At 73.0% G+C, this 12,188-nt stretch carries 12 protein-coding genes; 3 read left to right on the top strand and 9 right to left on the bottom strand.

What is annotated here, in order from left to right:
- Window positions 1-3: 3 nt before the first annotated feature.
- The 6 genes from C3489_RS08905 to C3489_RS08880 form a co-directional block, all read right to left on the bottom strand.
- On the bottom strand, window positions 4-492 hold the full coding sequence (locus C3489_RS08905) for a DUF3180 domain-containing protein (RefSeq protein ID WP_103781212.1): 489 nt from the start codon (window positions 490-492) through the stop codon (window positions 4-6).
- Window positions 493-577: 85 nt separating this feature from the next.
- On the bottom strand, window positions 578-1,189 hold the full coding sequence (gene folK, locus C3489_RS08900) for a 2-amino-4-hydroxy-6-hydroxymethyldihydropteridine diphosphokinase (protein ID WP_103781211.1): 612 nt from the start codon (window positions 1,187-1,189) through the stop codon (window positions 578-580).
- A complete protein-coding gene (folB, locus tag C3489_RS08895; RefSeq protein WP_103781210.1) occupies window positions 1,186-1,545 on the bottom strand; it encodes a dihydroneopterin aldolase in 360 nt (119 codons plus the stop codon). Before folB ends, folK begins: the two co-directional genes overlap by 4 nt.
- A gap of 260 nt (window positions 1,546-1,805) precedes the next feature.
- A complete protein-coding gene (locus C3489_RS08890; RefSeq protein WP_103781209.1) occupies window positions 1,806-2,309 on the bottom strand; it encodes a nuclear transport factor 2 family protein in 504 nt (167 codons plus the stop codon).
- The gene (folP, locus tag C3489_RS08885) at window positions 2,306-3,208 is read right to left on the bottom strand and encodes a dihydropteroate synthase (RefSeq protein ID WP_103781208.1); all 903 of its coding nucleotides are present in this window, start codon (window positions 3,206-3,208) and stop codon (window positions 2,306-2,308) included. The genes C3489_RS08890 and folP overlap by 4 nt, the downstream gene beginning before the upstream one ends.
- A gap of 77 nt (window positions 3,209-3,285) precedes the next feature.
- Window positions 3,286-5,097: a phosphatidylglycerol lysyltransferase domain-containing protein gene (locus C3489_RS08880; RefSeq protein WP_103781207.1), complete on the bottom strand. Its 1,812-nt coding sequence runs from the start codon at window positions 5,095-5,097 to the stop codon at window positions 3,286-3,288.
- A 230-nt stretch (window positions 5,098-5,327) separates the two neighbouring features.
- Between C3489_RS08880 and C3489_RS08875 the strand changes: the two genes are divergently transcribed.
- Both C3489_RS08875 and C3489_RS08870 read left to right on the top strand, forming a co-directional pair.
- Window positions 5,328-6,455 carry an esterase family protein gene (locus C3489_RS08875; RefSeq protein ID WP_103781206.1) on the top strand — a complete coding sequence of 376 codons (1,128 nt, stop codon included), beginning with the start codon at window positions 5,328-5,330 and terminating at the stop codon, window positions 6,453-6,455.
- A gap of 108 nt (window positions 6,456-6,563) precedes the next feature.
- A complete protein-coding gene (locus C3489_RS08870; protein ID WP_103781205.1) occupies window positions 6,564-7,580 on the top strand; it encodes a hypothetical protein in 1,017 nt (338 codons plus the stop codon).
- Between the two features lie 474 nt (window positions 7,581-8,054).
- Here the strand turns inward: C3489_RS08870 and C3489_RS08865 are convergent, their stop codons facing one another.
- Both C3489_RS08865 and C3489_RS08860 read right to left on the bottom strand, forming a co-directional pair.
- A complete protein-coding gene (locus C3489_RS08865; RefSeq protein ID WP_181139586.1) occupies window positions 8,055-9,392 on the bottom strand; it encodes a PH domain-containing protein in 1,338 nt (445 codons plus the stop codon).
- Window positions 9,389-9,925, bottom strand: a complete 537-nt coding sequence (locus tag C3489_RS08860; RefSeq protein WP_103781204.1) for a PH domain-containing protein — start codon at window positions 9,923-9,925, stop codon at window positions 9,389-9,391. The genes C3489_RS08865 and C3489_RS08860 overlap by 4 nt, the downstream gene beginning before the upstream one ends.
- 31 nt (window positions 9,926-9,956) lie before the next feature.
- Here C3489_RS08860 and C3489_RS08855 point away from each other — a divergent pair, with 31 nt between their 5' ends.
- Window positions 9,957-11,108: an NADH-quinone oxidoreductase subunit D gene (locus tag C3489_RS08855; RefSeq protein ID WP_103781203.1), complete on the top strand. Its 1,152-nt coding sequence runs from the start codon at window positions 9,957-9,959 to the stop codon at window positions 11,106-11,108.
- 1 nt (window position 11,109) lies between these two features.
- On the opposite strand, the gene C3489_RS08850 is transcribed toward C3489_RS08855, so the two are convergent.
- Window positions 11,110-12,147 (bottom strand): SAM-dependent methyltransferase, encoded by a 1,038-nt coding sequence (locus tag C3489_RS08850; RefSeq protein ID WP_103781202.1) that lies wholly within the window; start codon window positions 12,145-12,147, stop codon window positions 11,110-11,112.
- Window positions 12,148-12,188 lie beyond the last annotated feature (41 nt).

Below are 12,188 nucleotides of genomic sequence, written 5' to 3'. Positions count from 1 at the left end.
GTGTCACACCGGGTGCGCCGCCCCGTTGCTGTTGTTCTCGTCGTCCTCGGGGAGCTTGCAGACGCGCTCCAGGAAGATCGCCGCCGCTATCACGCCGATGCCCGCGACGACCGAGAAGCCGGCGTAGATGGCCTGGTCGCGGCGGGCCGGGATGTCGAGGAGTTCCAGCAGGAAGACGCCCGTGCCGCCGTACATGCCGGCGACGAGGGCCGCGACCAGGGCGCTGGCCTGTCCGAAGACCACCGCGCGGGCCGCCATCAGCGGGTCCACGCCCTTGGCCTCGGGGCGCCGCTCGCGCTGGGCCTTGAGGCGGGCGCGCAGCGAGAGGGCCGTGGCCAGCAGGACCACGGCGATCAGCGCCAGGACGATGGGGGCGGCCAGCGGGACGCTGGGCAGGGTCCCGACCGAGTTCCACAGGCGGGCGCCCGCCCAGGACAGGATCCCGGCGACGACGAACACACCGGCCAGCACCCTGATGCGCAGCTCTCTCACGGTGACCCTTCAGCTCCCCCGGACCGGGTGACGGGCGGCTCCCGTCCAGCGCGGCCGCGACGGCGGCCCGCCTCGACCTTAACGACTACTCGGGCAGGTGGAGTTCCAGGTCCTGGCGGGGCGCGACGCCTTCGCGGGTGACGGCGTCGAGGAGCGGGCCGATCGCGCCGCGGCCGGGCAGCTCGGCCTCCGGCTCGACGTCGTACCAGGGCGCGAGCACGAAGGCGCGCTCGTGCGCGCGCGGGTGGGGGAGGGTGAGCTGCGGGTCGTCGGAGACGACACCGGCGTAGGCGACGATGTCGACGTCGAGGGTGCGCGGGCCCCAGCGCTCGTCGCGGACCCGGTGGAAGGCCTCCTCCACCGCGTGCGCCCGCTCCAGCAGGGAGGACGGGGGCAGCGTCGTCTTCACCAGCACCACGGCGTTGAAGTACGACGGCTGGCTGCCGGGCTCCACGCCCCACGGCTCGGTCTCGTACACCGGGGAGACGGCCTTGACCCGCACGCCGGGCGTGTCCTCCAGGGCGTCGATGGCGCCCTGCAGGGTCTCCAGGCGGTTGCCGAGGTTGGCGCCGAGGGCGATCACGGCGCGTTTGGGGTTCTGCAGCGTGGTGTCGGCGGCGTCGACCTGCTCGACGACGGAGGCGGGCACCGGCTGTACGGTCGGGTCGCTGTGACCCTTGGTGAAGGGTGCGGTCATACTCGGCTCCGGGTGATCGTGACGGTCACGTCGTCGAAGGGGACGGTGATCGGGGCGTCCGGCTTGTGGACGCACACCTCGACCTCCTGGACCCCCTCGTGCTTCAGACAGGCCTGGGCGATGCGCTCGGCGAGGGTCTCGATGAGATCGACGGGCTCGCCCTGGACGACGGCCACGACCTCCTCGGCCACGATGCCGTAGTGCACGGTCTTCGCCAGGTCGTCGTCGGCCGCGGCCGGCCGGGTGTCCAGGCCAAGGACGAGGTCCACGATGAAGGTCTGGCCCTCCTCGCGTTCCTTGGGGAACACACCGTGGTGCCCGCGGGCCTTCAGGCCGCGCAGCGCGACACGATCCACGCGAATCACTCCTGCAATCGTCGGGTGCGGCCGGTGCCCACCGCGTGCGGGCGGTGGGCCGGCCACAGTCGAATCTACCTGCGGGCACTGACAGCGCCGGGCCACCGGGGGGCCGGGCCGGCGCGGGTCGGGAAGGGTTCACCGGGCGTTTCCCCTGGGAAACCCGGTGGCTCACGGGCTGGTAGCCGCCCTTACCCGAGTGCCCGTGATTCCAACCACTTCTTGGTCCCAGCGGGCGTTCCCGAAGATCGCCTACCCACTCAGGAGGGTGACTCCTCGCCCTCTTCCTCGTCGTTTTCCGCCAGAACGGGCGAAGCGTGGTGCGACCAGAGCTTCCAGCCCGCCGGCGTGCGCCGGAACACGTTCGTGGCGACCACGAGCTGGCCCACGAGCGGGCCCAGCTCCTCGCCCGCGGCCGGGGCGGGGCCGCCGCTGAGGATGTTCTCGGTGCAGGTGACCAGCGCGGTGTCGCCGGTGACCGAGACATGCACGTCGGTGAGGAAGAACTGGATGTAGTCGGTGTTCGCCATGATCAGCGCGTACGACCGCAGGACCTCGCCGCGGCCGGTGAGCGCGGGCCAGCCGGGGTGCACGCAGGAGACCACGCCGGCGTCGGCCGGGTCGTGGTAGGTCTCGTCGACGCCCAGGTCGGCCGGGGTGAGCCAGATCGAGGAGACCTCCTCGAAGTCGCCCCGCTCCAGCGCCTCGTAGAAGGCCGTGTTGGCGGCTTCGACCTGCTCGACGTCGGTGTGCGGGGCGCTCACCGGGTTCCTTCGTGCCCACCGGGCGTGGTCGGCTGCGCCGTGCGCGCCCCTTCTATGGCGCGTGCGACCCGTACGGCGTCCGCGGTGGCGCGCACCTCGTGGACGCGTACCGCCCACGCGCCGGCCTGCGCGGCGAGCGCGGAGACGGCGGCGGTGGCCGCGTCGCGCTCCCGGGCGGGCGGTGGCGCTCCGTCGGGACCGGCCAGGATGCGGCCGAGGAAGCGCTTGCGGGAGGCGGCGATGAGCAGCGGGTGGCCGAGCGCGTGGAGGCGGTCGGCGTGGGCGAGGAGGGCCAGGTCGTGCTCGGCGTCCTTGGAGAAGCCCAGGCCGGGGTCGACGATGATCCGCTCGGGGGCGATGCCGCCGTTCAGGGCGGCCTCCACGCGCGCGTGCAGCTCGCCGACGACCTCGCCGACGACGTCGTCGTAGTGGCCCCGGACGTTGCTGCCCTCCAGCAGGCCGCGCCAGTGCATGACGACGAAGGGGGCGCCGGCGTCGGCGACCGCCGGGATCATCGCGGGGTCGGCCATGCCGGCGCTGACGTCGTTGACCAGGGCGGCGCCGGCCGCGAGGGACTGGGCGGCGACGCGGGCGCGCATGGTGTCCACGGAGACGATGACGCCCTCGGAGGCCAGACCGCGCACCACGGGGATGACCCGGCGCAGCTCCTCGTCCTCGTCGACCCGGGTGGCGCCGGGGCGGGTGGACTCGCCGCCGACGTCGACCAGGTCGGCACCCTGGGCGACGAGGTCGAGGCCGTGCTTGACGGCGGCGGTCGTGTCGAACCAGCGGCCGCCGTCGGAGAAGGAGTCGGGGGTGACGTTCACGACACCCATGACCGCGCAGCGGTCCCAGTCCGGAAGGCCCGCGACGCGCCCGCGTCCGCTGTGGTTGCTCATATGTTCAGCGTAGGCCCCCCGCCGAGGCGGTACGCGCGCGTGCGTGGTGCCCGGCGCACGCGCGCGTACCGGTGGGGTCAGGCCGCGCGCACGTCCCGCTCGGCCAGACCGTGGGCGCACGGGCGCCGGCTGGCGGCGCGGCGGCGCAGGAAGCGCGGCAGCGGCGGGGCGAGGTTCACGAAGCCCTCGGCCTGCATGTAGGCGAAGCCGATGCGCGGCAGGTCGGCGGAAGCGCGGTAGACGATGAAGCGCGGCTCCCAGCGCGGCTGGAACTTGGCGTTGAACTTGTACAGCGACTCGATCTGGAACCAGCGGGAGAGGAAGATCAGCAGCCCGCGCCAGGTGCGCAGCACCGGGCCGGCGCCGAGCTTCTCGCCGCGGGCGAGCGCGGAGCGGAAGACGGCGAAGTTGAGCGAGATGCGCTCGATGCCGAACTTCGGGGCGGCCTGCAGGGCGGCCACGATCAGCAGTTCGTTCATGCCCGGGTCGGCGCTGCGGTCGCGCCGCATGAGGTCCAGCGAGACACCGTCCCGGCCCCAGGGCACGAAGTGCAGGATCGCCTTGAGGTCGCCGTAGTCGCCGGGCTCGTCGTCGGCCTTGTGGGCGGTGGCGATGAGGCAGTCGGCGTCGGCGGGGTCGCCGAGGCGGCCCAGGGCCATGGAGAAGCCGCGCTCGTTGTCGGTGCCGCGCCAGTCGTCGGCGGCGCGGCGGATGCGCTCCAGTTCGGCCTCGCCGAGGTCAGCGATACGCCGCACCCGCGTCTCGTAACCCGCCCGCTCGATGCGCTTGACCATCTGGCGGACATTGCGCATCGCACGGCCGGACAGGGAGAAATCCTTGACGTCCACCACCGCCTCGTCGCCCAGTTCGAGGGCGTCGAGGCCGGTCTCACGGGTCCACACTTCGCCGCCGGTCTCGGAGCAGCCGACCACGGCGGGCGTCCAGGAGTGGGCCTTGGCCTCGTCCATGAAGCGTTCGATGGCGCCGGGCCAGGCCTCGACGTCGCCGATGGGGTCGCCGCTGGCGAGCATCACTCCGGAGACGACGCGGTAGGTGACGGCGGCCTTGCCGCTGGGGGAGAAGACGACGGCCTTGTCGCGGCGCAGCGCGAAGTGGCCGAGGGAGTCGCGTCCGCCGTGCTTGGCGAGCAGTTCGCGCAGCCGTGCCTCGTCGTCCTCGGTGAGGCGGGCGGCCGGGTGCTCGGGCCGGAAGGCGAAGTAGATGGTGGTGACGGCGGTCAGCCAGCCGAGGGCGCCGAGGGAGAAGGCGACGGTCCAGGAGGTGTTGCCCTGGTAGTCGACGGGGCCCTCGAAGCCGAACAGGCCGTAGATCACATGCGTGAGTCGATCGGCCAGGCTCGGGTCGCCGACCATCCGGTTCGGGTGGACGCTGACGATGATCAGCCCCAGCACGAGGGAACCGGCGCTCATGAGGACGAAGTTGGCCAGGGCCCGCCAGCGGCTGCGCGGGTCGGGCAGGGCCGTGAACTGCTCGCGGTGCAGGATCAGCGGCGCGAGCAGCGCGGCGGAGATCAGCACTCCGATGACCGAGTGCCGGTACACGAACTGGGCCACCGCGCCGACCGGCAGCAGGACGACCGCGGCACGCCAGGCGCGGCGCTTGCCGCGCTTGAGGCCGTGGGCGAGGAGCAGCAGCAGGATGCCGTCGGCCAGCGAGACCGCCGCCGCGAACGGCCCGAACGATCCGGGCAGCACCTCGGCGATCTCGTGCATACGGCTGTGCCTGAACCGCGGGAAGACCCCCGCGGCGATGTCCAGGACGCCCACGAGTGCGGCCGCTCTGCCGACGAGGACCGGACTGGCCTCGGGGCGCGGGCCGCGCACGACGCGCCGCACCCGGCTTGATCGGCTCGGAACCCCGCCCGACATTTCCCCATCTTCCCTGACAGACATCGCATCCCGTAGTTCTGCGAGAGACCTTGAATCCGGTGCCGTAACGGGCATCCGGCGACATTGCGTCCTCTAGGACGGTGTCTCGGGGGGAGAGGTTCACTCGCCCCGTCAAAGCCGGTTCAAAGGCCGAGGAAAGTCCGGGGCAAGCCCACGCGAAGGAAGTGGGGATGCGCCGGGCCCGGACGAAAGCGCAGGAAGAAGCCCTCATGGGTCTCACGAGCAAGAAAGTGCTGCTGCTGGCGATCGTGGTCGCCGTGGTGCTGTTCGTCGGCACGGTGTGGCTGTGGCCGCGCCTGTCGCGCCGCAACTGGCGTGCGGTCAGCGGGCGGGTCGGGCTGCTGCTCGTCACACAGGTGACGCTGTTCGCGTGCGTGGGACTCGCGGCGAACCGTTCCTTCGGTTTCTACGCCAGCTGGGCCGACCTGTTCGGGCAGGAGACCGGCCAGGGCGTGGTCGTCGACCACAACGCGCACGGCCCCGACGGCGGCCCGCTGCAGGTGCTCGACACCCGCAAGGTGAGCAAGACGGGCGGCGGGCGGCCGGAGATCGGCGGGCAGATACAGAAGATCGCCGTCACCGGCACCACGACCCACATCGCGACGCCCGCGTACGTCTATCTGCCGCCCGAGTACTTCCAGGCGCAGTACCGCACGCGCACGTTCCCCGCGGCCGTCGTGCTGACCGGCTACCCCGGCACGGCCGAGGCGCTCGTGGACAAGCTGCACTACCCGCGCACCGCGCGTGACCTCGCCAAACAGGGCCGGATGCAGCCGATGATCCTGGTGATGATGCGCCCGACGGTCGCGCCGCCGCGCGACACCGAGTGCGTGGACGTCCCGGGCGGCCCGCAGACGGAGACCTTCTTCGCCAAGGACCTGCCGGAAGCGGTGAGCGGGCACTACCGGGTGAACCGCGCGCCCGGCTCCTGGGGCGTCATAGGCGACTCCACCGGCGGCTACTGCGCGCTGAAGTTCGCGCTGCACCACCCGAGCGTGTACGCGGCGGCCGTGGGCCTGTCGGCGTACTACAAGGCGCCGGTCGACCCGACCACGGGCGACCTCTTCCACGACGACAAGCAGCTGCGCAACCGCGCGGACCTGATGTGGTTCCTCAAGCACACGCCGGCACCCGACACCTCACTGCTCGTCACCAGCAGCAAGGTGGGGGAGAACAACTACAAGAGCACGCTGAAGTTCATCGACGCGGTGAAGGCGAACGGGCGTACGCGCGTGTCGTCGATCATCCTCGACAGCGGCGGCCACAACTTCAACACCTGGCGCCGTGAGATCCCCGAGTCGCTGTCGTGGCTCAGCGGCCGGCTGACGGCGGGCTGAGCCCTTGTGTCCCTTGGCTTTCGTCGATGCTTCGTGAATCTCCGTCCATGACTGCGTTTTTACGGGCCGGGGCTTCACGATTCGCCTACGCGCGGTAAGTTTCTGGCCATGCCACGTGGACGTCACCGCCATTCCCCGCCCCTGCACAGGCTGCTCCCACCGTCGGCGATCGCGGGCGTCTCCCTCGTGTGCGCCCTGGGCCCCTGGTTGTTCACGGAAGCCCTGGTGCTGCGCGTCCTGGCCGGGGCCGCCGCGGTGACGGCCGTCCTCGGTGCCGTCATCATGCGCCGCTGGGACATCCAGGCCGGCAAGCAGGTCGCCGAACTCACCCGCGCGCGGGCCGGCGACGAATGGCGGCACGAGGAGCGGGTCGCCGAACTGGAGACCGACCTGGAGGAGTCCCGCGAACTGCGCGCCAAGCTGGAGCAGCGGCTGCGGGCCAAGCGCGCGGAACTGGCGGGCCTGCGCAACGAGCACGCGGCCCTGCTGCGCCGGTACGCCACCGCGGAGACCGAGCGGGCCAGCGCCCTGGAGGGCCGCCGGCTGCTGGAACTGGAGACGGTGGCCCCGGTCCGCGAACTGCCCCCGGCCCCGCCCAGGAACGCGGAGTCCGAGCCGGCGCCTGCGGCCTTCTCCCGCGAGGGCGCGCGCCTGTACGCCGCGGCCGACGCGGCGCTGACCCGCCTGGCCACCGGCAGCACGGCCGCGCGGGAGGACGAGGCCGAGGGGAAGCCGGAGGCGGCCGACGGGCCCGAGCACGCGGCCGCCGCCACGGAGACGACCGCGACGGAGGCCGAGGCGCCCTCCGCGCACCGGCAGGGCGGGCACTTCGCCGTGCCGACCGCCGTGGCCGTCGTACCGCCCACGCCGGCCCGTCCGGTGGTCGAGGGCGGGTTCGACTTCTTCGGTACGAAGACGTCGCCGACGCCCGACGCGCTGGAGGCCGTCCAGAACGAGGACCTCGCCGATGTCGTCGGCCAGGAGGCGCTCGCGCTGCACAAGGCCGAGACCGACTTCAAGCCGGCCGACGAGGACACGCCGCGCGCGGGCCAGGTCATCGACCTGACGGCCCACGACGAGACCGAACAGATCGACGTCCAGAACCTCCGCACGGCAGCGAGCTGACTCCGTCGGTTCTTTGGGCCGAGGTGAGCTGCGGTTGGCCAGGGGTGGGTCACGCTCACCGGCGCTGGCGGGGCGCCTCCCCCAAGCTCTTCGAGCAGGGGGGACCCCCAGCGCCCACCCGTGCCGCCCTGGGGGCACCTCCCAGGCCCTTAAGGCACTGGGGGAGGCACGACTGCCCGCAGCTATGCGGGGAAAGCCGCCGACGGCGGGAAGGGGACGGGTGGGGGGTGTCCGCCCGCAGCGGCCGGCACCGCCAACAGCTAGCGCGTCGGGGACAATGGGCCGGACCGAGGACGGATACCCCCCACCCCGGCCCCGACCCACAACGAACCGCAGGCGCTACGCACGCCACGACGCGACAGCAACGGGCCGCCGCAGGCATCCAAGGGGCGCGGGGAACTGCGCGACCAGCCACCACGCACCCGCAGACGAAAACCGGCCCGGCGCCGCAGGCACCCGCAGACGAGGGCACGCTCACGTCATCCAGCGATCCGGAAGCGCCCCCCTCCGCCCCGTCCGCGACCGCTCCGCCTGCGCCCGCAGCAACTCACCCGCTTCCCCGGCCCCCCGCAACCGCGCGGTGACCGTCTTGTCGGCCCCCGTGTCCACATGCACGTCGGCCAGCCCCCACAGCCGCTGCCACGGCCCCTGGGTGAGCCGCACGCTCTGCACCTTCGCATGCGGCACGAGCGCCACCTCCCGCCGCAGCAACCCCCGCCGGGCGGCGAACACCGCCCCGGTGACGGCGAACCCGTACCCCCGCCACCACACCGGCACGCACCACCCGGCCCGCCGCCCCGGCCGGGACAACGCCCCCGGCACCACGACCCCCGGCAGCACCCGCGCGACCACCGACTCCGCGACCTCCCGCGGAGCGACCGGCACGAGCACGGAGTTCGACGAGCCGGCCACGTCCAGCTCCACCCGCACCCACCCCCGCCGGCGCCACAGCAGCGGCTCCACCAGCCGCACCGTCTGCACCCGCCCCGGCGGCACCGTCTCGTGGCTGCGGTCCAGCAGCCCCCGGTCGATGCGCAGCCCGTCCGGGGACTCGCCGACCGTCCAGTCGTACTCCGCCACGAACCGCCCCACACTGCTCGCGCCGGCCGTGCCCAACAGCGGCGCCGCGGTCGCGATGACCGTCCACAGGCTGTCGGTGGCCAGCCACAGCACCGGCGGCACGACGAGCGCGGCGATCAGCGAACCCCACGTGGCCCCCGTCAGCACAAGGGACAGCGCCAGCACCCGCGGCGGCACGCGCAGCAGCTCCCGCGCCGGTGCCTCACCCACCTCGTGCGCCGTCTCGGGCGCGAACCCGGCGGCGCGCGCCAGCAGCTCCGCGCGCAGCGCACGCGCCTCACGCTCCCCCAAGAACGCCAGCTCGTCCTTCTTCTCCGCGCCCACCACGTCCAGCCGCAGCTTCGCCACCCCCGCGATCCGCGCGAGCAGCGGCTGGGTGACGTCGACGGCCTGGATCCGCTCCAGCCGGATGTGCGCGGTACGCCGGAACAGCAGCCCGGTACGGATGCGCAGCTCCGTCCCGGTCACCGCGAAGTGGGTGAACCACCAGGTCAGGAACCCGTACAGCGCGGCCGCCGGAACGATCACCGCGACCGCGATCAGCAGCGTCGTGGTGGTCAGCCGGGTCAGCTGCCGCTGCGCCTGGTCGGGGTCGTGCACCGCCCACCCGATGATCACGGCGATCGGCGCCCACGCCCGCCGCAGCGGCGTCACCGGATGCAGCCGCCGCTCGACGACAGAAGGCTCCGCGCCCACACCGTCCACACCGCCGGCGGCCCCCCGCGCCGTCACAGCCCCGCCGATCGGGCCTCGCCCAGCTCGGTGAGCCGGTCGCGCAGCCGTTCCGCCTCGGCCGGGTCCAGGCCCGGGATGGTCGCGTCGGTCGCGGCGGCCGCGGTGTGCAGCTGCACGCTGGCCAGCCCGAAGTGCCGTTCGACGGGACCGGAGGTCACTTCCACCAGCTGCATCCGCCCGTACGGCACGACGGTCTCCTCCCGCCACAGCACGCCCCGGCTGATCAGCAGGTCGTCGGCGCGTTCGGCGTACCGCCAGGAGTGCCAGTTGCGGCCGAGCAGCACCCAGCCCCATGCCATCAGCGCCAGCGGCACCACCGCGAACGCCGCCCAGGCCGGCCCGACGAGCAGCCCCAGCAGCAACCCCAGCGCCAGCGCGAGCACCCCCAGCCACACCACCAGCAGCAGCCGCCGCATCCGGAGCAGCCCCGGCGGCAGACCGGTCCACACCGGCTCCGCCGCCACCTCCGCCTCCCCCGTCGTCCCCGTGTCTTCCCCATCCCGCCGGTCCTGCGGGCTCCCCGTCTCCATACGGTCAGCGTACGTAGGAGAGACTGTGTCCATGACTCCTACGACGGAGACCATGGTCGGGATCGGCGGCGCCGCTGAGAGCACCGACATGGTGCTCAACATCGGGCCCCAGCACCCGTCGACGCACGGCGTGCTGCGGCTCAAGCTCGTCCTGGACGGCGAGCGCATCACGAGCGCGGAGCCGGTGATCGGCTATATGCACCGCGGCGCGGAGAAGCTGTTCGAGGCGCGTGACTACCGCCAGATCATCGTGCTCGCCAACCGCCACGACTGGCTGTCGGCGTTCTCCAACGAGCTGGGTGTGGTCCTCGCCGTCGAGCGGATGCTCGGCATGGAGGTGCCCGAGCGCGCGGTGTGGACGCGCACGCTGCTCGCGGAGCTGAACCGGGTGCTCAACCACCTGATGTTCCTCGGGTCCTACCCGCTGGAGCTCGGCGGCATCACGCCGATCTTCTACGCCTTCCGGGAGCGCGAGGAGCTCCAGCACGTCATGGAGGAGGTCTCCGGCGGGCGCATGCACTACATGTTCAACCGCGTCGGCGGCCTCAAGGAGGACCTGCCGGCCGGCTGGACCGCACGCGCGCGTGCCGCCGTCGCCGACGTGCGCTCCCGTATGGACGTCTTCGACGACCTGGTGCTCGGCAACGAGATCTTCCGCGGCCGCACCCGGGACGTGGGCACGCTCACCCCCGAGACGGTGCACGCCTACGGTGTGAGCGGCCCCATCGCGCGCGCCTCCGGCGTCGACTTCGACCTGCGCCGCGACGAGCCGTACCTGGCCTACGGGGAGCTGCGGGACACGCTGAAGGTGGTCACCCGCACCGAGGGCGACTGCCTCGCCCGCTTCGAGTGCCTGCTGGAGCAGACCCACAACGCCCTCGACCTGGCCGACGCCTGCCTGGACCGGCTCGCCGAGCTGCCGCCGGGACCGATCAACCAGCGGCTGCCGAAGGTGCTGAAGGCGCCCGAGGGACACACCTACGCGTGGACCGAGAACCCGCTCGGCATCAACGGCTACTACCTGGTCAGCAAGGGCGAGAAGACCCCGTACCGGCTGAAGCTGCGCTCGGCGTCGTACAACAACATCCAGGCGCTGACCGAGCTGCTGCCGGGGACGCTGGTCGCGGACATGGTGGCGATCCTGGGCTCGATGTTCTTCGTGGTCGGCGACATCGACAAGTAGCTCATACGGCGTCCAGGGGATCGACGATCCCCACCGGCTGGAGCAGCCAGCCGAAGTCGCCGAGGCCGCCCGGCGCAGTCAGCTCGGCCGCCTCACCGGCGCCCGCGAGGGCGCGCACATAGCCGGCGGGGTCCGTGGCGGCGAGCGCGAGCGGGGGACGTGCGCCGGTGATGCCGAGGGCGCGCAGGGCGTCGCGCTGGAGGAGCGTGCGCCCGCCCGGCAGGGCGCACGCGTCCAGGGCCACGTGCGCGGTGATGTCGCACGACCCGTCCGGTACGGGTGCCGTCTCGCGCCCCTCGCGAAAGCCCGTCAGCGTGCCGAAGGGCGGGCGCGTCGCCACCGTATGGGCGTAGTCCACGGTGACGGCGAGCCCGCGCCCGACGCAGGCGACCGCGGACGCCCACGCCTCGTCCCGCGGTGACCCGATCTCCGCCCGCAGCCCTTCCTCGGCCGCCAGCGGCCACCAGCGGGCCAGCCACCGCGCGTCCTGCGGGGACACCGGCTCGCCGAGCCGTTCGGTGCCGTCGCGCCGGACCAGGACCTGCCGGGGCACGCCCGCGGCGTCCACCTCGGCGACGTCCACGGGCACGTTGTCCAGCCACTCGTTGGCGAACAGCAGCCCGGTGATCTCCCGCGGCGGCTCGGCCCGCCACTCGATCCGGTGATCGAGTCCGTCGGGGCGCCCGGCGATCTCGACGGCGCACACGCGCGTGCGCGCGGCCACCTCGGCGGGCAGCGCGGCCAGCACCCCGGCGGCCAGCTCCCCGCGCCCCGCGGCCATGTCCACGAAGTCCAGCACGGCGGGCCGGCCCAGCGCCTCGTCCACCCGCCCCAGCAGCGCCGCCACGGCCCGGGCGAACAGCGGCGAGGCGTGCACGGACGTACGGAAGTGCCCGGCCGGCCCCTCCGGCCCGCGGTAGAAGCCGTCGGCGCCGTACAGCGCCTCCTCGGTCGCGGCCCGCCAGCCGCGCCAGCCGTCCGCTGCGTCCCCGCCCGCGGCCGCCCGGCCGCGCGCGCCGTCCGTCGTCTCCTCGCCCACCCGCCCAGACTAGGCGCACAGGTGATCACCACCTCCACCTT

The sequence above is a fragment of the Streptomyces sp. Ru71 genome, from assembly GCF_002920535.1.
Taxonomy (GTDB): Bacteria; Actinomycetota; Actinomycetes; order Streptomycetales; family Streptomycetaceae; genus Streptomyces.
Note: the sequence above shows the minus strand (reverse complement) of the source record. Positions and strands in the feature narration are given on the sequence as shown.

What these genes read in the sequence shown, in the direction of transcription:
- C3489_RS08875 (WP_103781206.1), top strand. Translation starts at nt 5,328, where the DNA reads ATGGGTCTCACGAGCAAGAAAGTGCTGCTGCTGGCGATCGTGGTCGCC.
- C3489_RS08880 (WP_103781207.1), bottom strand. Translation starts at nt 5,097, where the DNA reads ATGTCGGGCGGGGTTCCGAGCCGATCAAGCCGGGTGCGGCGCGTCGTG.
- C3489_RS08855 (WP_103781203.1), top strand. Translation starts at nt 9,957, where the DNA reads ATGACTCCTACGACGGAGACCATGGTCGGGATCGGCGGCGCCGCTGAG.
- folP (WP_103781208.1), bottom strand. Translation starts at nt 3,208, where the DNA reads ATGAGCAACCACAGCGGACGCGGGCGCGTCGCGGGCCTTCCGGACTGG.
- C3489_RS08860 (WP_103781204.1), bottom strand. Translation starts at nt 9,925, where the DNA reads ATGGAGACGGGGAGCCCGCAGGACCGGCGGGATGGGGAAGACACGGGG.
- folK (WP_103781211.1), bottom strand. Translation starts at nt 1,189, where the DNA reads ATGACCGCACCCTTCACCAAGGGTCACAGCGACCCGACCGTACAGCCG.
- C3489_RS08870 (WP_103781205.1), top strand. Translation starts at nt 6,564, where the DNA reads ATGCCACGTGGACGTCACCGCCATTCCCCGCCCCTGCACAGGCTGCTC.